The organism is Bacillus sp. WC2507 (assembly GCF_052656125.1).
This window is the reverse complement of record NZ_JBQXPN010000001.1, coordinates 4,356,268-4,382,224: the sequence shown is the minus strand read 5'-3', so window position 1 is coordinate 4,382,224 and position 25,957 is coordinate 4,356,268. Positions and strand designations below refer to the sequence as shown.

Sequence of the window (25,957 nt, the reverse complement as noted above, 5' to 3'; positions counted from 1 at the left end):
GTGCAGCAAATTTGTAGATGAAATTCTCTTTCTTTACAATGGAGGTAGGTGTTGTTTTTATAAAATATGGAAATCGTAAAGAAGTATGTAAAAAAGAAGGAGTGGTAAAGTGAACTATGTCATTATTGGCGGAGATGCAGCTGGTATGAGTGCAGCTATGCAAATTGTTAGAAACGATGAAAATGCAAATGTTGTGACGTTAGAAAAAGGTGAAATTTATTCGTACGCTCAGTGTGGGTTACCATATGCCATTAGTGGTGCTATCGCTTCAACGGAAAAATTAATCGCGCGTAATGTAAAGACGTTTCGTGATAAATACGGAATTGATGCGAAAGTACGACATGAAGTAACGAAAGTAGATACGGAAAAGAAAATGGTGTACGCAGAACATACGGAGACGAAAGATGTTTTTAAATTTCCGTATGACCGTTTATTAATTGCGACTGGCGTACGCCCTGTTATGCCGGAATGGGAAGGACGCGAGTTACAAGGCGTTCATCTTTTGAAAACAATTCCTGATGCTGAGCGTATATTAAAAACGCTAGAAACGAATAAAGTAGAGGATGTAACCATCATTGGCGGCGGTGCAATTGGTCTAGAGATGGCGGAAACATTTGTAGAACTAGGAAAAAAAGTAAGAATGATTGAGCGAAATAATCATATCGGTACGATTTATGATGCTGATATGGCAGAGTATATACATAAAGAAGCAGATAAACATAATATTGAAATTTTAACGAATGAAAATGTAAAAGCGTTTAAAGGAAATGAAAGAGTGGAACAAATTGAAACGGATAAAGGAACGTATAAAGCGGATCTTGTTTTAGTATCGGTTGGAGTGAAGCCAAATAGTGATTTCCTTGAAGGAACGAATATACGTACAAATTATAAAGGAGCAATCGAAGTAAATGCATACATGCAAACGAATGTGCAAGACGTATATGCAGCTGGTGATTGCGCAACACATTACCACGTTATAAAGGAAATTCATGATCATATCCCGCTCGGAACGACTGCCAATAAACAAGGGCGACTTGCTGGACTGAATATGCTGGATAAACGAAGAGCGTTTAAAGGTACGCTAGGTACAGGCATTATTAAATTTATGGATTTGACGCTCGCAAGAACAGGCTTAAATGAAAAAGAAGCAAAAGAGCTACATATCCCGTATAAAACAGTCAAAGTAGACTCGACAAATATGGCGGGCTATTATCCAAATGCAAAACCACTTTACTTAAAATTACTATATCGTTCTGATACGAAACAATTATTAGGCGGACAAGTAATTGGAGAAGAAGGTGTAGATAAGCGAATAGATGTAATTGCAATGGCACTCTTCAATAAAATGAGTATTCACGATTTAGAAGATGTCGACTTAAGTTACGCACCACCATATAACAGCGTTTGGGATCCGATTCAGCAAGCGGCAAGGAGAGCGGAATAGCACTTTTTAAAGTGCTATTTTTTTCGTTAAAGGGGAATAATCATTTTTGTCGAATGAAGAGGGTTGGGAAATAGTTACATATAGGGAAGGGGATCATTAAAAATGTTTGTAACACTTCAAATAGTTCAGGAATCAGAAAAAGAAATATTACGTAATTTGTATGCACTATATCTTCATGACCTCTCTACATTTACTCCTCATATAACGATGGGGGCAAATGGATTTTTTGAATACGAAGATTTGCGTATGTTTTGGGTAAATGATGGAATAACTCCGTATTTTATTAAATGTGATAATGATATTGTAGGGTTTTTATTGCTACTGGAACGTCCATTTTTAAAAAAGGAAAATGACTTTGGTATTAATGATATTTTCATATTGAATCAATATAAGGGAAGAGGAATCGGAAAGAAGGTTATTAAAAATGTATTAGAAGAGAAAAGAGGACAATATTTCGTTATTGAACTTATAAAAAACGTACCAGCTGTTACGTTTTGGAAGAAAGTATATAGAGAGCTAAACATTGAATTTGATGAACGAAAACAAATAATTGATGATGAAGAGTGCCTTGTTCAAACGTTTAAAATATAATGAAATAGGTGCTCTTACTATATTACTTTGAAATGTAGCTTTATCCCAAATTAACGGCCCGTAAAAGCCCGATTGGTGAGGGCTGATAATCAGTTGGTGATGAAGAAAACCCCCACTGATTAAAGTTTCACTTTATTTTGAATATATCTTTCACCCTTGAAAACATAGTACTTATCGCTTATATTTTCATATAGTATTTATTTTTAAATAAAGCAATGAACGAACCAGGGGGCACAGTATGGCAATTAACATGAAAACAATCGAAGAATGGATTGCTGAATCAAACGCAAGACAGGAAGAAAACTTTGGAAATGTTGTTGAAGAGATGAAAGAAGTATGCGTTGGACTTGATAATGCGACATTAATTTATACGAAAAATGTATTTTGTTTCGGTAAGAAGGTAGAAGTATTGTTCTTTTTCCAAGACCATGTCGTAATTGGACAAGAAAGAGACGAATATATTGAAATTGAAAAATTAAAGTATGATGCTATTACACATAGTAATTTAAAAACAAATGATAAAAATACAACACTAGAATTAAAGTTTGCTAACGGACAATCTATCGATTTAGATAGTTTAAATGATAACTACGGTACGAAAAACTGGTTATTTGCAAGACAAATTAAGAGTATTTTTAAATTAATCTAGTACAAAAAAGCAGACCGCAAAGGGTCTGCTTTTTACTTAACTCCTATTACACAAAGGCATCCTCTTTCTTCATAACATTTCACGTTTGTAAATCCTGTTTTATAAAATAGGTTTATTAATTCTTCATTCGTTTTACATTTCTCCATATGATATTGAATTTTGAAAGTTTCAGCCACTAATAAAAAGGATCCGTTCGGTTGTAGGACGCGAAATACTTCTTTTATATCTTGTTCCACATCAGGCCAAAAGTAGTGTGTTTGAAAAGCGGTAATGAGATCAAAGAAGTTCGTATGATAGGGAATAGAAGAAACGCTTGCTTGTTGAACAATTACTTTTTGGTTTTGAACATCTTTTATATTAGTCTGTATAGAATTTTTTACAGCTTGATCGGAGTAATCAATCCCATATATTTTCCCAAGTGGAGTTCGTTTTGAAAGAGTGTGTATCGTTTTACCTCCACCACAGCCGATATCTAATATGACTGCATCTGTCTTTATATGTATTTTTTGCAATCCCCAATTTGTTAGTCTCGTATGTGCAGTGTTCATAATACAAAGCATGGAAGAACCAATTGTCCCGCGAGGATTTTTTGCTTGCTGAATTAATCGTTGTAAAATGCTCAAGTTAAACTCTCCTTTTATGTAAGAATATATACTCATTTCGCTCTTTATAAATTTAGTCCTTTAAAAAAGCACGCCGTTCACCGGCGTGCTTCTAATTCCGCAAAGCTCCTTGTAACCAATTCCGCGCCCGATACGCTCCAACAGGAATTTGAATGAGAGACGTTTCATTTCCAGCATCTATCCCATACAATTGGTCGCATGAATTTGTATCAAAACTTAGTAATGGATGCCCGCCCATCCCCATCGTGGTTGCGGCGAAAACGAGTTTATGAACGAGTATGCCAGCTTCCATTTGGTGAATACGGTATCCTCTATAGCCTAATGCATGTGTATAGTAATCTTTCTTTCCGACTGCATGTAGGCAGAGCGGTACTTGAAAAAGATTTACGTTATCCATCGTCATACTAGATTGAAGGGGATAACGAAGGTCTCCGTATCGAAGTGGCTGTATGGAATGAGTTTTACTGTTATAAGCGTAAGCACCGTTTTCTATATCTTTTACGTTATAAATACATCCATATAATGAGACGCGTGCATTTTCATTTATATACTTCCCGTCAAGATCGTTGTAATAAGGGAAGGAGAGGCTCGCTTCTTGTAGTAAAGTAGCGAGCTCGGCTGCATCCCATTTCGTTAAAGTAAAGTCAGCGTCAGGGGAATACCGTTGTTTACAAAGTTGTAAGAAATCATAAGATAACCGCTCTACTTTCGGCAGTTGTACAGCGTGCGTGTTATGTTGATAGTGCTCTTCATGATGTAGTGTTTGGAAATGTGCCGTCGATTCGATCATAGAAGCTTCATTTATTTTTGTTATCATCGGATATTTCTCTACATGTTTTGAGCGAACGAAATGTTCATGTGCTAACGGCGGAATTTGCTGCAACAATTCATGAGAAGTAATTGTTTTATTTCCACGGTAATCATTGTGAAACCAAACAGTTTGCGGTTCCGTACTTAAAGGAACAACAGCATACACGCTTTCTTCGTCTTCTGAAAGTCCGAGTAAATGATTGATTGCACGGTCTAGAAATTGAAAATATACGCCATTTGTGTAGCCGAATTGCTTGGCACATTCAAGTAATTGTCCGATGAGAACACCGCTATCCAATCCTTGAAGGCGATACGAAAAGTTATTGTATTTAAAGAAGTTTTTCCAAAACATAGTGGATACAAATGCAGCACCAAAACAAGACTGTATGTTACAACGATTGCCAAGTGCTTCCGAAAGATAAGAATCGAAATTTCCTTCACGAAGTAAAACAAGCCGGTGATGCGCGGCATCGTAATGGTAAATACCGTCTGGGTAATCGTCAATCTTTAAATATATATACAATTCATTCGGATATAAAGCACCGCCTGACGGGATAGATCTTCGGAATAAAATTTTCTCGCTATTGAGCTGACATAATTGGGTTAAACCAAATGAGTGCCAAAGGTAATGACCAATCTCCTTTAAAGTAGGTGTAGTAGAAGAGTTAGGTAAAGATAATGGTATTTCTAAAGAGAGAGGAATTGCAGGTACATTTCGATATAATTTATAAGGAAGCGGTGCATCTGCCCAGTCCACTTCATGATTCGGCATAATTTCATCGATCGAAAAATGAAGATGATGTAAAAAAGTATCCAGCTGCATAGAATCCCCTCCTTTACTATGGAAACGGGTGCGGATGTGGATTTAATTGTTCATTCGTTAAAGGCTCAGCGCTATATCCAAGCGTCATCGGTACGGTATACACTCTATCTAGTCCTGTAACACGAGTGAGATGGTGACCGAACGTCATCGGTAGCATGCCTGGAATAATGACCTTTACACAATGCAATCCGTTCTTATCTATAAGAGAGACGGTTTGATCTACAACGACTACTTCAAGTCCAGATTGCTGCAGCCGGTTTAAAAGTTGATGAAGATCGGAGGTCAAATCAGGATTAAATGATTGCAACCCGTTCATTTCTTGGAACGTTTGCACAGGTGCATCGTCACGTAAAAGAAAGTGAAGCCGTTCTTCTGCTTCTTTCAATCCGTACAGCATACTATGGTCTTCCATTTTATTTACGAGATACGGATCTTGTAAGCAATTTTCGTAGTGCTCTCTTTTTTGCTCGAGTTCATCGTCTGTTATAAGTAACATGCCTGCTATTTCATGAATGGCACTCTTTAAAGCGCGGACTGGGTCTAAATGAGAGCCTCCTGCACAAACAACGTTCATTCCATTTGCACGCGTATTTTTCGCAATTACCCATAGGCTTGGGATGCCGTGTTCCATCGTTGCATTAAAAGCATGTAACTCATAACCAGTAATCGTGTACAGCCGCTGAATCATTAATTGTAATTCCGTATCATTTGCTGAACTCAGGTCAAGGCGAGGAAGAGGTAATTCCGCATACCAAGTGAGCAAAAAGGCGTCACGCTCTACAATTTCTAAAATGCCGTGAAAAATTGCTTCTTCTAAACTACCACCAATTGCACATCCATTTGATGTTTCATATACGAAGGCATCTCGATGACCAAGGCTATAATAGGCAACAGATTCAGGAACTAAAAGTGGCCGGTTTTGTGATAAAGAATATCCCCATACCCAGTTTTGTTCGTAGTCAGGATCAAACGGCTTAAACGGAAAACTATTACGATTATAATGTTCATTTGTATGCACACCGAGTGAGAGGGGATTCAGTGCATGATCCTCTAACTCACGAAAACTGCCGTGTACATTTGTCTTTTTCCCTCGAGGTGACATACCACAATATCGTTCTAAACCTTCTAAAATAGCAGTTGCTTCACTCATTGCAAATGAATGAGTTCGACCTGCAACCCCTTCATTTCCAAACATTAACGGCATGTTTATAATAACGTCAGCAAACGGTAATAAAGAATGCTGCATTTTTCCGTTCAACATACCGACCCGATAATCTAAATAATCTCTCGTTAAAAATGTATTTAGCTCATGAATCGAACGACAACGATACGTTGCATCACTTGTTTTTAAGCTCGGTTGTAATGAAATCGATGCTGCATCTGCCGTATCATCAGGCAAATTGCTACATACAGGGCAGAGGGGATCTGGAAGAAAAGAATGCCGCGTACATTGCAGTGTTTGTAAGTTTAGTAAAATGAGTTCATTTTCTAAAGAAGAATGGTTATGAGTTAAGATCTTCTCTGTTTCTGCACGAATAAGATGGCACATTTGTAACATACCATTTTGGGTGGCACGTACATCACGCCTTGTTACATTATCTGCCTTTAACGTATATTTCCGCTGTAGTTCCCACATTTCTTGTTGATCAAAGCCGGCGATAAAGCGGCGTCCATCAGAGCAGTTGGAACAGCCAGTTGTAAGAGGATGAATGTAAGGACCGATAATACCTTCACCAAATGAAGTGAATGCACGTAGCCATGGAATATGATTTGACCGAAACATTAGCTCGGCATCATGATGAATGGCAGAAGGAGAACCATCATGTAATACGAGAGCGAGGTCGATATTTTCAGGGAGTCCGTCTGTAATTGTATGTTGGCGAATGATGGAATATTGTTTGCATAATTGATCGTTTACATAGTCGGCAAGAAGGCCATCTCCTATAAGCAAAATATTTTGAGTCATAGACCGTCCTCCTTTGCAATTAATACCCCGTACACACCATCTAAGTTTTCTTTCAAAAATGATTCAATTGCTAAATCAAACACGAATGGATAAAAATTATGTTCTTCTAAATGTTGCAAGGCAAGCTGTAAAGATTGCACGCCTGGAATTTCTTTTTCCTCTTGTATTTCAACTCTAAAAGAATCAGTGTCATATAAAATAATTGATGATTCAGGCAAGATATTAGCTCTATAAGGAGTCTCTTCGTTTTGAATATGAAGAAGTGATAGTTGTAATGCGTTTCGTAGTGCTAACGTCATATTAATATTAGATGCACCGTACCATCGATCATTTATACCGACCCAAACGACTGGAAAGCTGAGAATTTCTTCACTCATCGCAATTTTAGGTGTTTCATGAATTGTAGAGAGGGCATCGTAATAAAATCTACAATGCTTATCATGAATTTCGGTTAAGTCGATTGTTGTAATTTCTTCTAACATATGTGAATGCCGTTCATACAATTTGTTATTTAAATGTTGTTGTAGCGCCCGGTATACACCTTCTGTCATCGTTTCTCCAGCACCGATACCGATATCGTTATGTTCAGGAATAAGGCGGTGCATAATTTCCGCTACATATGTTTCAATTCCTGCTAAACCAGCTTCTCGGCGCGCTTCATTATGAGTCAAACCAGCGCAAGTCATAAGAGGCAGGAGGGAAGCAGGACCATCTGTTAGTGGAGTAGCCACTTGAATATTGCATTGTGATAACGGTAATTGATATAAATCTTGTTCATCCCATAGATGGAATATACCGGCTTCTTTAGAAGTTAATGAATCGAAAAAACGGAATAAATCAGTTGAGGTATGTTGGTTGGACCGATGCTCAAGTTGTTCAGAAAGATTTTCTATCGTATCAATTGTAAAACTTTCATCAGTTGCAAGAGGGTGTTTTATAAAAGGATGCCATGTTCCTTCGAGTGTTTCATAATTTAATAAAAAGAATTGCGGTTCTTTTTCTCGGTAAGAATCATCAGCGACATGCTTAAATAATTCAAATACGATTATATTTGCTAACATTGCTGATGTAACTGCTGAAAATGATGCTGATGAATGTTCATTTTGTAAAGTCGTTTCATGTAGCCGATGCCATGCGGATTCCCAGCATTCTTCACGATTTGTCATTACGACAGGGCCAGCTATACCAATTGTTGATAAACAGACGGCTGGTATGAAGTTCTTTCCTGCTTCCTTGCAAATCGTGTGAACTGCTCTTAGGCCTTCAATATCTCCATTTTGGGAAACGTACAAAATCCAGTCGAAAGGCTCGAACACTTCATGCAGGGGACGATCAATTGTCGTATTTATTTCTTGAACAAGAACATGATCATCAACTTCATATGCAAGTTCTACCAGCTCATGAATGCGGTCGTAATTTGTTTCCGTATAATCTGTGACAAGGTAATGAAAGGTAGGTAATCCGGATTCTAATAAAGAAGAAGCTAAGGAAGTAAGCATATCTCCAGAACCAATTATAAGGACGTTTGTCGCACGATATGTTTCAAATTTTAGAGCGCCTGAATGAGAATCAGCTTCTAAAAATTCAATTTGTGAAGCGTATCTATCAAGTAATGCGCTATTCAATTCATGAGGGGCATCTTGACTTATATCACGAACGAAACCATTTTCATATAAAAGCTCTCCAATTTCAAATACACGATTTTGATAGGGGAGAGGGAGACCATCTGTTATTTCTGCTAAAGAATAATTACCGTTAAACATCGGCATTAGTTTTTCAATCCAGTTATAAATTCCATCACCGTCCATGCGGAATGAACTGGCGTTATTTCGAAAATAGACACCACCGTTTGAGTCGGGAAGAAAGAAAGTATCCTTATTTGCTTTCAGTTTTGCATGAATTGGAAGGTTACTCATTTTAATCCTCCTTACGTTTTAGGCATACATTATTAGCTTATGTCATGCAATTTGTCCCGTATGAACGCAATAAAAAAAGGCTGTAGAATGATTCATTCTACAGCCTGTAATAGATTATTAATCTATCAACCTTCTAATAATAATGATTTTGGATCTTCAAGCATATCTTTAACAGCAACAAGGAAGCTAACTGCTTCTTTACCATCAACAATACGGTGATCGTAAGATAGTGCAAGGTACATCATCGGGCGGTTTTCCATACGTTCTGCATCAATTGCAACTGGACGTACTTGGATTTTATGCATTCCTAAAATACCAACTTGTGGGCTGTTTAGGATTGGTGTTGACATTAGAGAACCGAATACCCCACCGTTTGTAATTGTAAATGTACCACCTTGTAGTTCTTTTAATGAAAGTTTGTTATCGCGTGCTTTCATACCTAAATTACGAATTTCACTTTCGATTTCAGCGAAGTTTAATTGGTTAGCATCGCGTACAACTGGAACAACTAATCCATCTGGAGCTGCTACTGCAATACCGATATCATAGAATTTTTTAATGATAAGCTCATCGCCTTGAATTTCAGCATTTAATAATGGGAATTGTTTTAATGCTGCAACAACTGCTTTTGTGAAGAATGACATAAAGCCAAGACGTACATCATGTTTTTTCTCGAAAGCATCTTTACGCTCTTTACGTAATTCCATGATTGCAGTCATATCAACTTCGTTAAATGTTGTTAACATTGCAGATGTTTGTTGAACTTCTACAAGACGTTTTGCAATTGTTTGACGGCGGCGGGACATTTTCACACGCTCAACTGGTTTTTCGAATTCCGTTTTTGCAACTGGAGCAGGAGCTGGACTTTTTGGAGCAGCTGGTGCTTCTTTTGGTGCTGCAGCATGAGCTTGTACATCGTGTGGTCTCACACGTCCAAGTGGATCTGTGCTACGTACGTCGTTTAAGTCGATTCCTAATTCACGAGCCATTTTTCTAGCAGCTGGTGATGCGATAGGACGGTTCGTATTTGGTAAACCTTGTAAAGTTGCAGTTTGCTCAGCATTTGGTGCCGCAGCTTTCGGTGCTTCAGCAGCCGTTTCTTGTTTTGGTTGCTCAGCAGGTGGTGCAGGTGTACTTACTGCAACTGGTGCTCCGTTTGCATCTAAAATTGCGATAGTTGCGCCAACTTCAACTGTATCCCCAGGTTCGCCTAGTAACTTCGATACAATACCTGAATCTTCTGCAATGATTTCTACATTGACTTTATCAGTTTCAAGCTCAACAACGCTGCCGCCTTTCTCAACTTTGTCGCCTACGTTGATAAGCCATTGTGAGATAGTTCCTTCAGTAATAGATTCTGCAAGCTCAGGTACTTTAATTTCGATCATTTTAAATGTCCTCCCCTTATTTGCCTAACGGTGTGTTTTTTCTTCTTTTGTCTTCGGTAATCTCCATTTGTTAGCCTGACCTTGGGCAGAATATCTGCCCAAGAACAAGCTAGAAACATTCATTGTTATTTTCAGTTGCTGAAAACTTCAATTTCTTGTTTATCTTGACGGAAGTTATACTTCACATCTAAAGCGTGTGCAACAATTAGTTCTTGCTCAGCTTTGTGAGCGAATGGATCGCCGCCAGATGGACTAGAGCGATCTGGGCGTCCAATGTAACCTGTCTTCACTTTATCTCCAGCAAGTTCAAACAGAATTGGAGCCATATAATGCCATGCGCCCATATTACGAGGTTCCTCTTGAACCCAAATAATTTCTTCTAAGTTTTTAAAGCGTTTAATAATAGATTGAACTTTCTCAGCAGGGAATGGGTACAGCTGTTCAATACGAACGACATGAACTTCATCTAAGTTGTACTCATGTTTACCAGACTCAATTTCTGCTGCTAAGTCAATCGCCATTTTACCTGTGCTTAAAACAAGACGTTTTACTTTAGTTGGTTTTGTACCAAGGTTTTCTTGTTCTAGAGCAGGTTGGAAACGTCCTTCGCTTAACTGACTAGCAGTTGAAAGCGTAAGTGGGTGACGTAATAAACTCTTCGGCGTCATCAATACTAATGGTCGAACAGCTTCTGTTCCTAAGATAGATGCTTGACGACGTAAAATATGGAAGTATTGTGCCGCACTCGTTAAGTTTGCAACTGTCCAGTTATTCTCAGCAGCTAACTGTAAGAAACGCTCTGGACGTGCACTAGAGTGCTCTGGTCCTTGACCTTCATAACCGTGTGGTAATAGAAGAACTAAACCAGATTTTTGACCCCATTTTGCTCTTCCTGCTGAAACATATTGATCAAATAATGCTTGCGCAGTATTTGAGAAGTCACCATATTGCGCTTCCCACATAACAAGAGTTTCTGGAGCGAATACGTTATAACCATACTCGTAACCAACAACAGCAGCTTCTGATAACGGACTGTTATGAACAGAGAATGAAGCATTAATGTTCGGTAAGCGATGTAATGGTGAATATGTTTCATTTGTATCAGTATCGTGTAATACGATATGACGGTGTGCGAATGTACCACGCTGTGAATCTTGACCAGTTAAACGAATTGGCGTACCTTCTTGTAAAATAGAAGCGAATGCTAATGACTCAGCAAGTGCCCATTCAATTTTACCGTTCTCTTCAAGAGCATCTTTACGGCGTTCAAGAATTTTCTTCACTTTCGGATATACGTTAAAGCCTTCTGGCCAAGATAGTAAACCTTCATTAATTGCACGAAGTGAGTCAATCTCAACACCAGTATCAATTGGTTGAATGCCTTTTGCAACAACATCTGGCACTTTAACGTGAATTGTTGCATCGCTCGTATCAGCTGGCGGTACTTGTGCATAGTCAGATTTTAATTGCTCTTGTATAAACTGTGTAATTGTTTCAACCTCATCTGCATTTAGAACGCCAGCAGCTTGTAATTGATCTGCATAAATTGCTCTTACAGTTGGGTGATTTTTAATCTTTTTGTATACTTGTGGTTGTGTAACTGCTGGGTCATCCATTTCATTATGACCGTAGCGGCGGTAACCAATTAAATCGATTAAGAAATCTTTTTTGAACAACATGCGATATTGGATAGCCAAGTTAGCAGCAGCAAGACAAGCTTCCGGATCATCAGCGTTCACGTGAACGATCGGAATATCGAAACCTTTTGCAAGGTCACTTGAATATTTTGTAGAACGAGAATCATAGCTATCAGTCGTAAAACCAACTGCATTGTTAGCGATAACATGGATTGTTCCGCCTGTTTGGTACGCGTTCAATCTGCTTAAGTTCAATGTTTCAGATACAATACCTTGACCAGGGAATGCAGCATCACCATGAACTAAAATTACGAATGATTTTGAAGTATCTTGTTCTGGAAGACCAGATTTTTTACGATTCTCTTGAGCCGCACGTGCGAAACCTTCCACAACAGGGTTAACGAACTCAAGGTGACTCGGGTTATTTGCTAATGTAACGCGAGTGCTAACTTCTTCGTTACTAACGACTTGTTCTCTACCTAAGTGGTATTTTACGTCGCCAGTCCAGCCAGAGTTTGCCACTGCGCCTTCTATTTTTGCATGTTTGAACTCAGCAAACATGTGACTATATGGTTTTTCTAATACGTGTGCAAGTACGCTTAGACGACCGCGGTGAGCCATACCAATCATGACATCTTCAACGCCGCCCTTGGCACCTTCTAGAACAATTTCATCTAGAACGGGTACAAGCATATCAACGCCCTCGATAGAGAAACGCTTTTGCCCAACGAATGTTTTATGCAAGAATTGCTCGAAACCTTCAACAGCTGTTAAACGTTTTAAAAGAGCAGTTCGTTTTTTATTTGATAGTGGTTGACGCAATGAATTTGATTCCACCATTTGATGCAACCACGCGCGTTCTTCACTATCTTGTATATGAGAAAATTCATAAGCTAAAGATTTTGTATAAACGTCTTTTAATCTATGAATTACATCAAGTGCAGTGTGAATACCTTCTGGTGCATCTTGCCATACTGTTTTAGCTGGAATTGCTTTCAAATCAGCATCGCTCAGTTCGTTCATTGCTTTCTCAAGAAGAGATTGTCCATTTGCAGCATCTTCCATCGGGTTGATGTGAGCCAACGTATGCCCGAAAGAACGAATCTGTTCCACAAGTTGAACGACTTTAAGAATTTTTTCAATGTTCCCTGTGTTTTGAGGAGAAAAATGTGTTGCTGTGTTGTCCCCTGTTACGACATCATCTTGAAACGAAGGAGCTCCAAAAATTTCAAAAAGCTCTTGTAATTCCGGATCAACAGAACCTGCTCCAGTTACGTAAAGATCATACTGTTCAATCACATAACCAAGGTTCGGACCGTGGAACTTGGCCCAAGGGTTTGTCGTTGTATTCTTCCTCGTCATTTGTTTAAACCTCCCAATGCATATAATCCTTTTCCTTACAAAAGGTGCATTTTGCTCTTTTCAATAATTGATGAATCAATAATCAATGTAAATGTTTTCTTTACTCTTATGTTATTACAATAATTTACATAATACCAAACACTATTACTTATCTGTTTTGTAAAAAAACATTCACAATAACTTATCACCCAAGTTAATCTTTCATGTTATAAAGTAATTTTACAGAAAAATGGGGTGGATATATTTGGTATACCTATACGAATAACTAAAATTGTTGCATGTAAATATAAGTATAATAGTAAGAATGTTTCGATAAAAATAAGTTCGAATTATGTATATTGAAATAATAAGCGCTTTCATTGATATTATACAACAATATAACGGAATATAGTATAAAAAATAAAAAATTATGAATTTATCGTAAACTTTATTTAGATAGTGTTAAATATTGAAAGGAAAGTGAAGGATTTCTACAAAAAAAGTGGTTAAACATAAAAAATGCTTCATAAACAGTTAGTTTCTATAAATATGCCGAAAAACACCGCAAAACAAACAATGGATTTTGCTGAATAAAGATGAAAATGAAATATTTTAAAAGGATAAAACAAATAGGGGGATATTAAATTTTCACAGAAACGGGGAAGAGATATAGTAACGGATATATACATTGTCCCATGTTTCATTACAAAATAGACGTGCTGAAATTGAAAAAGTTTCTTCTATATAAATGGAGTGGAACAAACTAAAACATACGTAAAGGAAACTTGACGTAAAGTTTCCTTTACATATATACTCAGTATATGGGAGGAGGGGGAAATTTCCTTGGAAAATAAAATGGTCGAATACCGAAAAAAATTTGGACTATCTCAAGAAAAATTGGCTGAGAAACTTGGAGTTTCCAGACAAACTATCATTTCAATTGAAAAAGGAAAATACGATCCATCACTTCCGTTAGCATTTGAAATAGCGAAAACATTTCAGACAACGATAGAACATGTATTTATTTATGAAGGAAAAGAAGAGGGGGAGTAAAAATGAACTATTCACAAAAGTATTTCGTTATTATGGGAATTATTTTTCTGTTTATGGGTGGATTTATGATATTAACAGGCATAATGACGCATTCTGCACCGCCAGCTATAACGTATCCATTGATTGGGATGATGATTATGAGTTTCTGTCTAAGTTACTTGCACCCACAATTTAAAGAAAAAGACGAGCGAATGAAGCTCATTCGTTATAAAGGAATGTTCGTGACCTTTTTTGCATTAACAGCATATTATCTTCTTTTCTCTATCGGTCTAAACTTAAAAATACTTACACTATCTGCTACTGAATTATTGAATATACTAATGGCACTTACGATGAGTACAGTTTTTATCTCATTTGTTGTTTTAGCGAAAAGATATTAAGATGGAAGAGAGAAAGGAAGATTAACATATGCAAATGTTGTATGCTTTTGGAATGGGGCTTGTATTATTTTTAGCCGTATTCTTATTTATTCGTAAAGACGTTCAAGGTGGGACGTTAACGAAAAGAGGCTTTTATAAAATGATCGGCTGTTTAGTTGTTATGTTTATAGCGATTATCGTAATGATCGTTTTAATAAATCAGTCACTATAGAATTTAAAAATGGAACCTTACTGTAGTAAGGTTTTTCTTTTTGGTTTAAAATCCGAAATTTCCCATATAATCCATTTACTACATATAATCGATATTATATAATTTAATAAAATGATAGATAGGGAGAATAGTATATGAATAAAAAAACTATCTTCTTTTTATTAACATGCCTACTACTTATAGCTAGTATTACTTATATAATATGTAACAAACGAGAACAAGTGCCACCTATGTTAGTATGGGAGGGCCAGAAATACTACGTAACGAATGAACCTGCCAAAGCAGAAGAAGTTGGGCAAAGGCTCGGAGAAGTAACAAAGAAACTTGAAACAAGTAAAAAACCTACTAAAAATAGTGAATCCAATATATTACAAGAAAAAACAGAACTATTCACAGTGATAGAAGAAGAAAAAGGTCCTCACTCCCCTTTAATCATAAAGGAGCCTTATAGTGACGAATATAGAATAGTAAGACCGATGTTACATGTACTATAAAGTGAAAAGGAGACTCATATGCAGACAGTAACTTCATATCCATGGTCGTTAAGAAAAATGTTTGTTTTTTTCCTTTGCTTCATCCTGCCTCCTATCGGTGCAATTTATATTTTGATGAATAGAGAGGCGCTACAAAAAAGAGACTTCATTTTATATGTATTATTTGCTGCTATTAATATATCGCTTTGGTTATCGCTTATGATCTTTGATCGGAGTATGTGGATGGTAGCGGGGCATTATGTACTTGGAGCAATTGTAATTGTTTTTTCGAATATGAATAAGAGATAAGCCAGTAATTTTAAAGTTGCTGGTTTTTCTTTTGCTATTTATATGGAGATAGAGAATTATCTCATTTTAGTTTAAATAGATCAGCAGGTGCTAAATTAGGTGAGAGATATTTGCCACCAACTAAAAAATAATTGGAGGTAAAGAGAATTGGAACTAGATGACAAAGTATACAATCAAATTTTACAACTGTGTGAAGAGGGAGATATTCTAGATAAAAACGTACATTCATTTCATTTATTCTATTGACGTTTCGAGATATCATCGGTAAAATAGATTCATCTAAAAAATCGTACATTCAAAATGCTGATATTACTGTCTTCGTGAAAGGGGTACTTGGTATGAATCAATTGAAGGACGTACAACCGATTCGAGATTTAGAACAAATCGATAACATGAAGTGGGCATTACGTAGGCACTGTAGCGAAAGAGATTACATACTATTCTTGATCGGTATTAATACGGGATTACGTGTAGGTGATCTACTAAAGCTAAAGGTATTGGACGTAAAGGAGAAACGAAAAGCTATCGTTAAAGAAGGTAAGACGCAAAAGAAACGTACTATCTACCTAGATTCAGTATACGATGAGGTACAAGAGTACATAGCCACGTTAGATAGTGAGTGGTTGTTTCCATCACGCAAAGGAGACAAAGCAATCTCACCGACACAAGCATATCGTCAGTTAAATAAAGCGGCAGATTTTGCAGGAGTAGAAAGCGTAGGCAATCATTCGCTAAGGAAATCATTCGGATATTGGTACTATAAACAACACAAAGATGTAGCGGAGTTGCAAAAGATATTAAATCATAGTCATCCTTCGATAACGTTACATTACATTGGAATTACGGAAGAACAAATTGAAGGCAAATTAAAAACGTTTAAATTATAGTCGGTAAAATAATACCGGCTTCTTTTTTACCCCCCGGGGCTATCAAAAATAAAAAAGTTTTGCCAGGTGCCCGCAAAATCCGTGCAGAATTTAAAACTTCGGGTCTAAATCACTAGATAATACTCTACGTTTTACGGACTATAAACCTTTCTTATGTATTACTACTATTCCGAATACATACCGCTAAATTCCTAGACAATTCTCTAGGGAAAACGGCTTTAAAACGTAAAATACCGACTCTAATTAGTAATTTGAAAGGAACTACGTACTACATTACGGCTAGTGATGCGTATGTGAGTGTGAAGTAATAGTAAAGCCGACTCATATCAAGCTGAGTCGGCTTTGTTTAGTTTTTATTCTTTACTTTTTATAGCTTCTTTTAGTATTTCAAGGGTCTGCTGTAACCATTCTATAGCTGTTAAGTTTAATGCAGGGAAATAAATGTAAGCATTATATTTAATAAATTCCTCTTTTTCACTATCAGTTAGATTACTGTTTAAAAACAAAAGTATATCATTTTTAGTATTTTCGATACATATTTTAGTAACTTCCATTATAAATTCATTAAGAGCTTCCTCAGGTGATTCAATATCTTGGTGAAATGTTCCTGCTAAGAAATCACCTAATTCTTCATAATGGCTATATTTATTTTCCATACAAATTCTCCTCTACTTTTCTGGATATCCTGTAATAATAAAACTTCCTTGGTTATCTTTTTTCAAAACAATCACAGCATTTTCCACATCTAAAGCACCATTTGATCCTCTTTCGACATATCGTCCAAGTATACTATTACCGTTTTACTTTACGTAGGTTATTACATTAGCGAAAAATATTTTGAAGTTCGTTATCCATTCTCTCAAAATCGTTAGCTACCGAATGAATATTATCAATCGCTTGTTGAAAAGCAGCAGAAAATTGTTTCGTTAAATCTAAAACCTGTTGATTCGCTTCTTGTGCTTTGGAATTAACAGATAGTGTTGTACGCGTCGCCTTTGTTATAGAACGACTTGTTGCACTTTGAAGCCTGTCAGAGGCTAATCCCATTTTCGTAGCAATTTGTGTTGCTGTTTGTAAATTACTTTGGAATTTTCCCATTACTTGAATCCTTTCTATACTTAATAAACAATGAAAATTATACCATATTAGTATAAAATTCCGTATTGATAGAGAACCTTTGTTGGGGAATTTTTTTTAGAGTCTAAAAGGCAATAATTCCGAGAAATACCTTTGTGCGAACGCGGTAAAAAAGATTTAACGATTTATGATACGGATAGTTATAGAACAGTCAAAATTTATTGCAGAGCGACAATCGTAAATATACACGAAATGAGCGCCGCAGAATTTATTGAAGAGGTACTAGAGAGACAGAATTAAACCAGCGGCAACTGGTCGGAAAACAAACTCGGGCAAGGTAAGACGAAAACGATGACGGCAATTTTATATATAGAACGAGTAAAGAGCGTGCGGCCTACACACGTTCTTTTTTACGTTTATTTAATCGGAAAATGCGCGACGAAGGACCCGCCCGCGTCCTAATAAGTATAGGCGGTAAAAATTACGAAGGAGGACGTTTGTATGGAAAAAGAAACTGAAGATGCAGATATCCTAGCGGAAGATACACTTAAAAAACATTTCGGCGATCCTACCGGTTTTTCACGTGTATCGAATTCGCTGGTGAGACTATACACGTTATTACCTGAATTTAATTCCGATGTTGTGGGTTTGTATGCTTATATGCGGTCTTGGCGGATGCTCTATTTTTTTGTCTTAAAAATGAGTTCTATTAGTTTTCCGATTTCTATTTAAAGGTGCAACGACCTGTTTAATTATCCAATGTTGATTCTGCTGATCTACTAGCGATTGTTTTGATAGATGAGTGTATCGCATAACCATCCGTAAATCACTGTGACCTAATATGAGTTGTAAATGGCGTAAATCCATGCCTGACTCTAATGCAGCGGTAGCACTCGTATGTCTGAATAAGTGCGGGTGTACGTTTTTCTTTATTCCCGCTCTCTTAGCGAATGACTTTAAACGCTTATTAAAGTGGTCCTTATCGATTGGTTCGCCGTAGTTGGTTAAGAATATATACTCACTATCGAAATCAACTTTATTCTCCGTTATCAACTCGATAATAAGTTTGCTCGTCTGTTTCTGTATTGGGACTATCCGATATTTTCTACTCTTTGCATTCCGTCCTCTTACATGTATAACGTTATTCTCAAAATCGATATCGTTAATAGTTAACGTTAAAGCCTCGCTAATCCGTAGCATTCCATCTAGTAAAACGTTCATTAATACGAAGTCCCTAAAATCGCTAAATTTTCTTTTGTCAGGTGCGTTTAGTAGTTGTTTTACTTCAACTAAAGATAACGTTTCGGTTTCCTCCAAAGGTTCGTAAAGATTTTTAACTTTTAGCAAAGGATTTACGTCTATTATTCGTTCTTCATATAAATACCGGCTAAATGCTCGTAAAGTTTTTAGTCTAGTATTAACGGTAGATTCCGACAAACCAACCGTCATATATTTCTCTTTCTTAAAACGATGCCCCTCGAATTTAACTTTTTCATTTCGCATATAAAGGACATAGTTTCGGATTATATCTGTATCAAGAGCGACTAAATTATGCGCTATATCTTTTTCGTTTAAATACTCGATAAAATAATGAAAGTTTTCACGGTATTGACGTAAGGTACCAGGCGCTTGTCCTTCGGCTTCTTTTACGTGAGTGAATGTTGTAAATAGAACGTGTAAATCGTCTAAGGTACGACGAGTAGTACGCGTTTGTTTTATACGTTTACCTTTCAAACGATTAGAAGACAAACAAAAAAACCCCTTTCCGTTTTATAACGAAATAGGAGGTTTCCATACCGACATACAGTTTGGCGGTGTACCGTAACCCTGTCGGCTAAATCAATGAGTAAATCATCGCATAAAAATAACGCTCTATCCGTTGATAGAACGTCATTTCATCGTATTTTATGACCCCGGAGAGGCTCGAACTCACGACCTCCACCCTGTCAAGGTGGCGCTCTCCCTGCTGAGCTACGGGATCTTCAAAAATAATTATGTATTTGCAATTTTAATCATTATGTTAAAGCAATTATACATAATTAACTGAAAATTTACAATATTTTTGTGTAGTAAGTTTTTAAAGAGGTAGTGTAATAGAAAATAGTTTTTATTTTAGAGGTGTATTAGTATGTATGTTTTTATATGTAATAAATAGAAGATACTGAGGTGTTATGACTTCCGATACCAATCCAAAGGCCCCTCATCACTCAAATCAACTAGAAAAGAAAATAAGAAATGTAAAGGTAAGCTTATAAGTTCTGGCATAGCGTTCAATGTTTTCTTTGATAGATATTTTCTTCTGAGACAATACGGGCAATCTTTTTCGAATGTCACGAGTATCGACCATACATCTTTTATTGTCCACTTCGTTTTACAATATGTACAACGCGCCATGGGGTTCCTCCTCATTTTAAGGTTTCTTCTAGTATATTCCATTTCATTGTACGAAAGTCATTTGTATTTTGTGTGATAAAATGTAATTTGTTTTATTTTTATGTGGATCTATTAGGGCATTTATGATCATTTACATATCGTTTGATTTTTTTGCAGGGTGATAGGTTTTCAGTTTTAATATGCAAATTGGCCAATATATCCTTTTTACAATTTACTTAAAATCATGTATAACAGAGATACAAGATTATTTCATAAATATTCAGAAGTAGAGGGAGAATAATTGTAATGGTAAGAAAAACGTTCAAGATGCGCGTATCTAGAAATAGAACGATTTCGATTAATGGCTCAATTCTTGATGTGGATGTTACGCATGATGAGTTTTTACAAGAGTTTGTTGAGTGGGTCGATTCTAAAGGTTGGTCGTTTATGGGGATGACAGATGAGATCACGCCTGAAGAAGCTAGTCAAAATTTAATAGATTCATTGATTGATGAGAAGGATAAGAAAGAGTAATTCCTTCTTATTTTTTATTGTATATTTATGTTCTTCATCGTAAAAGTATGATATAGTAAAAAACAGTGAATATTCTTCCAATTTAATACAAATTACATATAGATTGGTAGATTCAGTTTTTTAACTGTGAGAGTATAGTGAAAAGGGAGAGTCATATGGTAAATTTTAAGAAAATTTTGGCTTTTATTACCGTTATTTGTTTATTTTTTTTGACACCTATGACGTTACGTGCTGAGACGAATATTGGAGTGAATCCAGAACAAGTGGCACCACCACCTGCGGAAGGACCAAATGTTTTTAGTCAGTTTGCAGCTACGATTGATGGGAAAACTGGTGATGTTTTGTATGACAAAAACGCACATCATCGTGCATTTCCGGCTAGTATGACGAAAGTATTAACAGCGATTTTACTTATGGAGCATACGAAGCCAGAGGATCAATTTACGTTTTCACAATTAGCATTAGATCAGGAGAAGAGTAATTATCAAATTGAGTTTCAACCTGGTGAGACGATTAATAGAAATACTGCGCTTATGATTCTAATGGTGCTGAGTGCGAATGATGTGTCGTATGCGATTGCGGAGCGTATTGGCGGAAATGTTGAGAAGTTCGCTCATATGATGAATGAGAAAGCAAAGCAATTAGGGGCTACAGATAGCCACTTTGTAACGCCAAACGGATTGCATGATCCAAACCATTATACGACGCCGTATGATATGGCTATGATTACGAGAGGTGTACAAAAGTATCCTGAGATTTTACAAGCGATGAATACGAAAAGGACGACGGTTACGACATCTAGCCAGACGGTTTCTATTTTTAATAAGTCTACTTATTTTGAAAATCCATATAGCATTGGTGGTAAGACGGGTTTTACAAATGAAGCCCGCAATACACTCGTTTTATTAAATGAGAAGGATGGAAATCGTATTATAAATGTAGTAATGGCTTCTCAAAGACCTGAAATTTATGAAGATTTGAAGCAGATGGCGGAATATTCTTTTGGTCAATTTGTGAAGCAAACTGTACTAGATAAACATAGTTGGCACCAAAAGACAACATATTTAAATAAAGATATTGATAGCGAACTGGAACAAAGTGCAGAACTTATGCTTAAGAAAGATGAAGGGAAAAATGTGAGGACGATTTTCCGTGCGGCTTCATTAGATAAAAATTCTTTGTATCATAAAGGAATTCATCGTGGTGAGGTAGTTGGTGCAGTTGATATTACAAAAAATAATCAAACAATTGCGACGGTAAATGTTCTTTCTAAAGAAGATGTTACTTTTGCGATGCCTAAAAAAGATACGGTTGAGCCAGAAGTAAAAGAATCAAATGTGAAAATGATAAGTATTGGGATAGGTGCCATTGTATTATTTGGCTTCATTTTATATGTAGTGATACGCCGAAATACACAAGGAATGAAATCAGAAGAAAAATAAATTATTAGTATAAAGACTGTGAATAGATTTTGTCACAGTCTTTTTTGTTTTCATCTATTCGCTGATAAATAACTAATAATTGTAAATTTTATTATTGCATTTATTTTTTGTTCGTTATATTATTTAGTTGTGTTCTTGTTAAAGAACGAAGTGGGTATTATATACTTCAAATAATATAAAACAACGGAGAGGGAGAGAGATGATGAAATTCGTTTGGAAGATTATTAGCAACGTTATCTCATTTGTTTTATTTGCATTAATGGTTTTTTTAGCTTTTGTAGTTATTTCGTCAAAAGCGAGTGGCGGAGATCCAACAGTGATGGGATATCAATTTAAATCAGTGCTATCAGGATCAATGGAACCGACGTTTTTAACAGGATCAATCATTGCGATAGAACCGACGAAAGATGGTTCTAAATATCAAAAAGGTGATGTGATTACCTTTAAAGAGAAAGATGAAAAAATTATCACTCACCGTATTATCGGTGTGAAAGATACAAATGGAAAAGTAATGTATGAAACAAAAGGTGATAACAACAACGGTCCTGATTTAGAACCAGTACGCGCGGAGAATGTAATTGGAAAATATGCAGATATTACAGTTCCTTATGCAGGATATGCATTAAATTATGCTAGTTCAAAGGCTGGAGCTGCATTGCTTCTTATTATTCCAGGAGTCTTTTTATTAGGCTATTCTGCGATTTCTATTTTTGGTGCGATTCGCAGCATTGACGGAGAAAAGAAAGAGAAAAAAGTAGAACAATCCGTCTAGTTCGTTTGGTTATACTTTCCGTTTAGGAAGTTAACAAATATATAGATTAAGGGGATATGGACATGACTTTAAAGAAAAAATTAGGAATGGGTATCGCATCAGCTGTATTAGGAGCTGCATTAGTTGGCGGAGGAACATTTGCATTTTTCAGTGATAAAGAAGTGTCAAACAATACATTTGCGGCTGGTACACTGGATTTAGCATTAAATCCATCAACAGTTGTTAATGTATCGAATTTAAAACCTGGCGATACAATTAAAAGAGATTTTAAACTAGAAAATAAAGGATCTTTAGATATTAAAAAGGTTCTATTAAAAACAGATTATAAGGTAGAAGATGCGAAGGGCGACAATAAAGATGATTTTGGTAAACATATTAAAGTAACATTCTTAAAAAATGTAGACAAGCATGAAACAATCGTAAAAGAAACAACGCTAGATAAATTGAAGGGTGACACACTTACAGCGGTAGATAATGATTTAGCTGCTTGGTTCTGGGATGAAAAAGGTATTTCTGCAGGTAAGTCTGATAAATTCACAGTGAAATTCGAGTTTGTTGATAATAAAAAAGACCAAAATGAATTCCAAGGCGATAAACTAAATTTAACTTGGACGTTTGATGCACAACAAACAGAAGGTGAAGCAAGATAATATTAAAAAGGGCTATCATATGGATAGCCCTTTTTCTATTTTTCTAGTATACAGCTATCATTTTGTATCGTTCTTTATTATAATAAAGTTAACGTTCTGTATAGAGAACATATTGTTCGATGGGAGAGATTAAGATGCTGAAAACACCTCGCAAATTAAAAAAGATGCTTATATTGCCTTGTATGTGCTCCATTACGTTTTATTTAGGCTCTCAAATAATGACGTATACAGAAGCTGCATTTATTCATGAAACGAAAGTGGAAGCCGCTCTTTCTACAGCGATTATATTTCCGAAAACAGTAAATACGTTTAAAGAGCAGGCTGAGCAACATAAACAGTTTATTGAACATGAGTATGGGGCGATGAAGGAGAAATTAGCAGTAACTTCTATAGAAGAAATTGAACAGGCAATTGTAGTGTGGCAACAAGGACGTGAGAAAATTGCTTCTGAGGAGGAAGCGCTGCAAAATGTATATACTACAATCGAAGCTCCTTATAATCAAATACAAGAAGAATTAAAAGTGAATAAAAGTGAATCGATTCAACAAGTAGCTCTATATGTGAATGAAGGTTTTCATAGTATAAAAGAGAAGCACGATTATATTGCGAAAGAAGTTAGTTTGCAAGCGATTGATGAACAAATTCAGATTCTTCACCAACAATTAAATGATGCGATAGAGGCGGAAGTTCAAATGAAGGCAGAGGAGGAGAAAAAAGTAGAAGATCAGAAGAAAGTAGAAGATCAGAAAAAGGTAGAAGATCAGAAGAAAGTAGAAGATCAGAAAAAGGTAGAAGATCAGAAAAAGGTAGAAGATCAGAAGAAAGTAGAAAATCAGAAACAAGTAGAGACAGCTAAAAAACCTGAGCAAGGAACTCATGAAAATGCTACTGCCAATAATCATAATCTTGTAGAGTTAGAGAAGGCATCAGAATAAACTGACGATTAATCGTTATGAAAAAGAATGATGTAAACGAGTGTGAGGGAGTATTTGCCCTCGCACTTATTGCTGTTCTTAAAATAAAAACATCTAAATTCAGAAAAATCTAAATAATATTGAGAAATAAAAATAATTGAAAATACTAATAAATATTTGTTGTATTTACACAAGCTTGTTCGTTATAATGAACTTAAGGTTTTTAAAAGAGAACGAACATTAGCTAAGCTAATATAGTTTTCTTTATGTCTCTTATTGAAAAATAAATATAAAAAACAGCTAGGGGGAATTGATTGTGAGTCTGAAAAAGAAATTAGGTATGGGAGTTGCATCAGCGGCATTGGGGTTATCTTTAATTGGTGGAGGAACATTTGCATTCTTTAGCGATAAAGAAGTATCAAACAATACATTTGCAGCTGGGACGTTAGATCTTACATTAGACCCTAAAACGCTTGTAGATATTAAAGATTTAAAACCAGGGGATTCTATTAAGAAAGAGTTCTTATTAAAGAATAGCGGTTCATTAACAATTAAAGACGTTAAACTAGCGACAAAGTATACTGTGAAAGATGCAAAAGGCGATAATGCTGGTGAAGACTTTGGTAAGCACGTTAAAGTGAAATTCCTTTGGAACTGGGATAAACAAAGTGAGCCTGTATATGAAACAACTTTAGCTGATTTACAAAATGCTGATCCAGATCTTTTAGCTAAAGACATCTTTGCTCCTGAGTGGGGAGAAAAGGGTGGATTAGAAGCAGGCACAGAGGATTATCTGTGGGTACAATTTGAATTTGTAGATAATGGGAAAGAACAAAATATCTTCCAAGGTGATTCATTGAATTTAGAATGGACATTCAATGCTAACCAAGAAGCTGGCGAAGAAAAATAATAAAAAAGCGGGTATCCCCCGCTTTTTTTATAAAGAAAAAGAAGTGCTGGTTGTTAGCACTTCTTTCTATTATTATTTTTGATTTTGCTTCCATTTTGTAAATTCAAGAAATTCACGAAATTGTTCTTTGGAGACACCTGAGCTCATCGCATCTTTAACGAGTTGCGTCCATTCGGAGTCTAAGTGGTTTTCCTTTGCTGTTTCATCATGTAGTAGAGTATCAACTGGAATTTGTAGAACTGCTGCGATTTTCTCAAGAAACTGAATGGAAGGGTTTTTTTGTAAATTTCGTTCTATAGAACTAATGTAAGATTTAGCAACGCCGGCTTTTTCGGCAAGTTCAGTTAATGAAATACCTTTTTGTAAACGCAGGCGTTTTATACGTTCTCCAATCATATTTGCGCACCTTTCTATCAATATGTCGTCGTCTTATGATGTCATTATTATAACATAAACTTCGCTAAAAAGAACAAACCTATTGAGCCTGACTGGATGACTTCATACGTTGGAAAAAATGTTCAATATCTTTCAGGGCGATACCAGCATCTAGAGCTTCAAGTATTAAATCAATCCATTCTTGATCCAGTGCGTCAGTCTTATCTTTGTACAAATGTAATTCCTCCCTAATTATCGGTCATAACTGCTGCTACAGAATACGTGATAATGCAATCAGATTTTGTGTTTTTATGTAGTGAATTATCAAATATTTTGTAGATAAAACAAAGATAAAATCCCCATTAAATTCCCTCTATGGCGATTATAAAGTTTCTGACAAATATTTTCA

Annotated in this window: 28 protein-coding genes and 1 tRNA gene; 16 read left to right on the top strand and 13 right to left on the bottom strand. The window is 36.1% G+C overall.

The features are described 5' to 3' along the window. Nucleotides 1-109: 109 nt before the first annotated feature. The 3 genes from ACUN28_RS23110 (at nt 110) to ACUN28_RS23100 (ending at nt 2,684) form a co-directional block, all read left to right on the top strand. Nucleotides 110-1,444 (top strand): FAD-dependent oxidoreductase, encoded by a 1,335-nt coding sequence (locus ACUN28_RS23110; RefSeq protein WP_016088838.1) that lies wholly within the window; start codon nt 110-112, stop codon nt 1,442-1,444. A gap of 102 nt (nt 1,445-1,546) precedes the next feature. Beyond that, nucleotides 1,547-2,035: a GNAT family N-acetyltransferase gene (locus ACUN28_RS23105; RefSeq protein WP_016088837.1), complete on the top strand. Its 489-nt coding sequence runs from the start codon at nt 1,547-1,549 to the stop codon at nt 2,033-2,035. Nucleotides 2,036-2,273: 238 nt separating this feature from the next. Then, nucleotides 2,274-2,684, top strand: a complete 411-nt coding sequence (locus ACUN28_RS23100; RefSeq protein ID WP_016088836.1) for a DUF3908 family protein — start codon at nt 2,274-2,276, stop codon at nt 2,682-2,684. A gap of 32 nt (nt 2,685-2,716) precedes the next feature. On the opposite strand, the gene ACUN28_RS23095 is transcribed toward ACUN28_RS23100, so the two are convergent. The 6 genes from ACUN28_RS23095 to odhA all read right to left on the bottom strand — a co-directional run bounded on the left by ACUN28_RS23095 (nt 2,717) and on the right by odhA (nt 13,209). Further along, complete coding sequence (locus ACUN28_RS23095) at nt 2,717-3,307, bottom strand: class I SAM-dependent methyltransferase (protein ID WP_016088835.1); 591 nt, start codon at nt 3,305-3,307, stop codon at nt 2,717-2,719. 91 nt (nt 3,308-3,398) lie between these two features. Then, nucleotides 3,399-4,940: a SagB family peptide dehydrogenase gene (locus tag ACUN28_RS23090; protein WP_016088834.1), complete on the bottom strand. Its 1,542-nt coding sequence runs from the start codon at nt 4,938-4,940 to the stop codon at nt 3,399-3,401. A 16-nt stretch (nt 4,941-4,956) separates the two neighbouring features. Further along, a complete protein-coding gene (locus ACUN28_RS23085) occupies nt 4,957-6,906 on the bottom strand; it encodes a TOMM precursor leader peptide-binding protein (protein ID WP_016088833.1) in 1,950 nt (649 codons plus the stop codon). After that, nucleotides 6,903-8,822: a putative thiazole-containing bacteriocin maturation protein gene (locus ACUN28_RS23080; protein WP_016088832.1), complete on the bottom strand. Its 1,920-nt coding sequence runs from the start codon at nt 8,820-8,822 to the stop codon at nt 6,903-6,905. The genes ACUN28_RS23085 and ACUN28_RS23080 overlap by 4 nt, the downstream gene beginning before the upstream one ends. Before the next feature lie 125 nt (nt 8,823-8,947). Next, on the bottom strand, nt 8,948-10,210 hold the full coding sequence (gene odhB, locus ACUN28_RS23075) for a 2-oxoglutarate dehydrogenase complex dihydrolipoyllysine-residue succinyltransferase (RefSeq protein ID WP_016088831.1): 1,263 nt from the start codon (nt 10,208-10,210) through the stop codon (nt 8,948-8,950). Nucleotides 10,211-10,341: 131 nt separating this feature from the next. Then, nucleotides 10,342-13,209 carry a 2-oxoglutarate dehydrogenase E1 component gene (odhA, locus tag ACUN28_RS23070; protein WP_016088830.1) on the bottom strand — a complete coding sequence of 956 codons (2,868 nt, stop codon included), beginning with the start codon at nt 13,207-13,209 and terminating at the stop codon, nt 10,342-10,344. A gap of 822 nt (nt 13,210-14,031) precedes the next feature. Between odhA and ACUN28_RS23065 the strand changes: the two genes are divergently transcribed. The 6 genes from ACUN28_RS23065 to ACUN28_RS23040 all read left to right on the top strand — a co-directional run bounded on the left by ACUN28_RS23065 (nt 14,032) and on the right by ACUN28_RS23040 (nt 16,501). Next, nucleotides 14,032-14,241, top strand: a complete 210-nt coding sequence (locus ACUN28_RS23065; RefSeq protein ID WP_000428506.1) for a helix-turn-helix transcriptional regulator — start codon at nt 14,032-14,034, stop codon at nt 14,239-14,241. Between the two features lie 2 nt (nt 14,242-14,243). Then, a complete protein-coding gene (locus ACUN28_RS23060) occupies nt 14,244-14,621 on the top strand; it encodes a hypothetical protein (RefSeq protein ID WP_016088829.1) in 378 nt (125 codons plus the stop codon). Nucleotides 14,622-14,649: 28 nt separating this feature from the next. Further along, nucleotides 14,650-14,832 carry a DUF3976 domain-containing protein gene (locus tag ACUN28_RS23055; RefSeq protein WP_016088828.1) on the top strand — a complete coding sequence of 61 codons (183 nt, stop codon included), beginning with the start codon at nt 14,650-14,652 and terminating at the stop codon, nt 14,830-14,832. 134 nt (nt 14,833-14,966) lie between these two features. Next, on the top strand, nt 14,967-15,326 hold the full coding sequence (locus ACUN28_RS23050) for a hypothetical protein (protein ID WP_016088827.1): 360 nt from the start codon (nt 14,967-14,969) through the stop codon (nt 15,324-15,326). A gap of 18 nt (nt 15,327-15,344) precedes the next feature. After that, nucleotides 15,345-15,614: a hypothetical protein gene (locus ACUN28_RS23045; RefSeq protein WP_001195374.1), complete on the top strand. Its 270-nt coding sequence runs from the start codon at nt 15,345-15,347 to the stop codon at nt 15,612-15,614. A gap of 338 nt (nt 15,615-15,952) precedes the next feature. After that, a complete protein-coding gene (locus ACUN28_RS23040; RefSeq protein ID WP_033659644.1) occupies nt 15,953-16,501 on the top strand; it encodes a tyrosine-type recombinase/integrase in 549 nt (182 codons plus the stop codon). Nucleotides 16,502-16,854: 353 nt separating this feature from the next. Here ACUN28_RS23040 and ACUN28_RS23035 read toward each other — a convergent pair whose 3' ends face one another. Continuing rightward, nucleotides 16,855-17,157, bottom strand: coding sequence for a contact-dependent growth inhibition system immunity protein (locus ACUN28_RS23035; RefSeq protein WP_016079286.1), 303 nt, complete (start codon nt 17,155-17,157; stop codon nt 16,855-16,857). A gap of 166 nt (nt 17,158-17,323) precedes the next feature. After that, on the bottom strand, nt 17,324-17,599 hold the full coding sequence (locus ACUN28_RS23030; protein WP_016088825.1) for a TIGR04197 family type VII secretion effector: 276 nt from the start codon (nt 17,597-17,599) through the stop codon (nt 17,324-17,326). A 480-nt stretch (nt 17,600-18,079) separates the two neighbouring features. Here ACUN28_RS23030 and ACUN28_RS23025 point away from each other — a divergent pair, with 480 nt between their 5' ends. Beyond that, on the top strand, nt 18,080-18,310 hold the full coding sequence (locus ACUN28_RS23025; protein ID WP_016088824.1) for a hypothetical protein: 231 nt from the start codon (nt 18,080-18,082) through the stop codon (nt 18,308-18,310). On the opposite strand, the gene ACUN28_RS23020 is transcribed toward ACUN28_RS23025, so the two are convergent. The 3 genes from ACUN28_RS23020 to ACUN28_RS23010 all read right to left on the bottom strand — a co-directional run bounded on the left by ACUN28_RS23020 (nt 18,272) and on the right by ACUN28_RS23010 (nt 19,972). Beyond that, entirely contained in the window at nt 18,272-19,327 is a 1,056-nt protein-coding gene (locus tag ACUN28_RS23020) for a tyrosine-type recombinase/integrase (RefSeq protein WP_016133930.1), read from the bottom strand. The two genes, ACUN28_RS23025 and ACUN28_RS23020, sit on opposite strands and share 39 nt — an antisense overlap. 159 nt (nt 19,328-19,486) lie before the next feature. Further along, nucleotides 19,487-19,559 (bottom strand) — tRNA-Val (locus ACUN28_RS23015). A gap of 188 nt (nt 19,560-19,747) precedes the next feature. After that, the gene (locus tag ACUN28_RS23010; protein ID WP_016088822.1) at nt 19,748-19,972 is read right to left on the bottom strand and encodes a hypothetical protein; all 225 of its coding nucleotides are present in this window, start codon (nt 19,970-19,972) and stop codon (nt 19,748-19,750) included. A 285-nt stretch (nt 19,973-20,257) separates the two neighbouring features. On the opposite strand from ACUN28_RS23010, the gene ACUN28_RS23005 reads away from it, so the two are divergent. The 6 genes from ACUN28_RS23005 (at nt 20,258) to calY (ending at nt 25,173) form a co-directional block, all read left to right on the top strand. Continuing rightward, complete coding sequence (locus tag ACUN28_RS23005) at nt 20,258-20,485, top strand: hypothetical protein (RefSeq protein ID WP_000251865.1); 228 nt, start codon at nt 20,258-20,260, stop codon at nt 20,483-20,485. A gap of 155 nt (nt 20,486-20,640) precedes the next feature. Continuing rightward, nucleotides 20,641-21,927 carry a D-alanyl-D-alanine carboxypeptidase family protein gene (locus tag ACUN28_RS23000; RefSeq protein WP_016088821.1) on the top strand — a complete coding sequence of 429 codons (1,287 nt, stop codon included), beginning with the start codon at nt 20,641-20,643 and terminating at the stop codon, nt 21,925-21,927. Between the two features lie 202 nt (nt 21,928-22,129). Continuing rightward, on the top strand, nt 22,130-22,699 hold the full coding sequence (gene sipW, locus ACUN28_RS22995) for a signal peptidase I SipW (RefSeq protein WP_033659645.1): 570 nt from the start codon (nt 22,130-22,132) through the stop codon (nt 22,697-22,699). Between the two features lie 62 nt (nt 22,700-22,761). Next, the gene (locus ACUN28_RS22990) at nt 22,762-23,349 is read left to right on the top strand and encodes a CalY family protein (RefSeq protein ID WP_016088819.1); all 588 of its coding nucleotides are present in this window, start codon (nt 22,762-22,764) and stop codon (nt 23,347-23,349) included. A gap of 134 nt (nt 23,350-23,483) precedes the next feature. Then, on the top strand, nt 23,484-24,284 hold the full coding sequence (locus ACUN28_RS22985) for a DUF4047 domain-containing protein (protein WP_016088818.1): 801 nt from the start codon (nt 23,484-23,486) through the stop codon (nt 24,282-24,284). Nucleotides 24,285-24,579: 295 nt separating this feature from the next. Continuing rightward, nucleotides 24,580-25,173 carry a biofilm matrix protein CalY gene (gene calY / locus ACUN28_RS22980; protein WP_016088817.1) on the top strand — a complete coding sequence of 198 codons (594 nt, stop codon included), beginning with the start codon at nt 24,580-24,582 and terminating at the stop codon, nt 25,171-25,173. Between the two features lie 72 nt (nt 25,174-25,245). On the opposite strand, the gene ACUN28_RS22975 is transcribed toward calY, so the two are convergent. Together ACUN28_RS22975 and ACUN28_RS22970 are read right to left on the bottom strand one after the other, a co-directional pair. Further along, the gene (locus ACUN28_RS22975) at nt 25,246-25,569 is read right to left on the bottom strand and encodes a helix-turn-helix domain-containing protein (RefSeq protein WP_016088816.1); all 324 of its coding nucleotides are present in this window, start codon (nt 25,567-25,569) and stop codon (nt 25,246-25,248) included. Between the two features lie 79 nt (nt 25,570-25,648). Then, nucleotides 25,649-25,783: an anti-repressor SinI family protein gene (locus ACUN28_RS22970; protein ID WP_016088815.1), complete on the bottom strand. Its 135-nt coding sequence runs from the start codon at nt 25,781-25,783 to the stop codon at nt 25,649-25,651. Nucleotides 25,784-25,957: the final 174 nt, after the last annotated feature.

Coding starts and splice junctions, on each gene's coding strand:
- ACUN28_RS23105 (WP_016088837.1), top strand. CDS start 1,547: ATGTTTGTAACACTTCAAATAGTTCAGGAATCAGAAAAAGAAATATTA.
- ACUN28_RS23100 (WP_016088836.1), top strand. CDS start 2,274: ATGGCAATTAACATGAAAACAATCGAAGAATGGATTGCTGAATCAAAC.
- ACUN28_RS23090 (WP_016088834.1), bottom strand. CDS start 4,940: ATGCAGCTGGATACTTTTTTACATCATCTTCATTTTTCGATCGATGAA.
- ACUN28_RS23085 (WP_016088833.1), bottom strand. CDS start 6,906: ATGACTCAAAATATTTTGCTTATAGGAGATGGCCTTCTTGCCGACTAT.
- ACUN28_RS23080 (WP_016088832.1), bottom strand. CDS start 8,822: ATGAGTAACCTTCCAATTCATGCAAAACTGAAAGCAAATAAGGATACT.
- odhB (WP_016088831.1), bottom strand. CDS start 10,210: ATGATCGAAATTAAAGTACCTGAGCTTGCAGAATCTATTACTGAAGGA.
- odhA (WP_016088830.1), bottom strand. CDS start 13,209: ATGACGAGGAAGAATACAACGACAAACCCTTGGGCCAAGTTCCACGGT.
- ACUN28_RS23060 (WP_016088829.1), top strand. CDS start 14,244: ATGAACTATTCACAAAAGTATTTCGTTATTATGGGAATTATTTTTCTG.
- ACUN28_RS23055 (WP_016088828.1), top strand. CDS start 14,650: ATGCAAATGTTGTATGCTTTTGGAATGGGGCTTGTATTATTTTTAGCC.
- ACUN28_RS23050 (WP_016088827.1), top strand. CDS start 14,967: ATGAATAAAAAAACTATCTTCTTTTTATTAACATGCCTACTACTTATA.
- ACUN28_RS23045 (WP_001195374.1), top strand. CDS start 15,345: ATGCAGACAGTAACTTCATATCCATGGTCGTTAAGAAAAATGTTTGTT.
- ACUN28_RS23040 (WP_033659644.1), top strand. CDS start 15,953: ATGAATCAATTGAAGGACGTACAACCGATTCGAGATTTAGAACAAATC.
- ACUN28_RS23035 (WP_016079286.1), bottom strand. CDS start 17,157: ATGGAAAATAAATATAGCCATTATGAAGAATTAGGTGATTTCTTAGCA.
- ACUN28_RS23030 (WP_016088825.1), bottom strand. CDS start 17,599: ATGGGAAAATTCCAAAGTAATTTACAAACAGCAACACAAATTGCTACG.
- ACUN28_RS23025 (WP_016088824.1), top strand. CDS start 18,080: ATGGAAAAAGAAACTGAAGATGCAGATATCCTAGCGGAAGATACACTT.
- ACUN28_RS23010 (WP_016088822.1), bottom strand. CDS start 19,972: ATGGCGCGTTGTACATATTGTAAAACGAAGTGGACAATAAAAGATGTA.
- ACUN28_RS23005 (WP_000251865.1), top strand. CDS start 20,258: ATGGTAAGAAAAACGTTCAAGATGCGCGTATCTAGAAATAGAACGATT.
- ACUN28_RS23000 (WP_016088821.1), top strand. CDS start 20,641: ATGGTAAATTTTAAGAAAATTTTGGCTTTTATTACCGTTATTTGTTTA.
- sipW (WP_033659645.1), top strand. CDS start 22,130: ATGAAATTCGTTTGGAAGATTATTAGCAACGTTATCTCATTTGTTTTA.
- ACUN28_RS22990 (WP_016088819.1), top strand. CDS start 22,762: ATGACTTTAAAGAAAAAATTAGGAATGGGTATCGCATCAGCTGTATTA.
- ACUN28_RS22985 (WP_016088818.1), top strand. CDS start 23,484: ATGCTGAAAACACCTCGCAAATTAAAAAAGATGCTTATATTGCCTTGT.
- ACUN28_RS22975 (WP_016088816.1), bottom strand. CDS start 25,569: ATGATTGGAGAACGTATAAAACGCCTGCGTTTACAAAAAGGTATTTCA.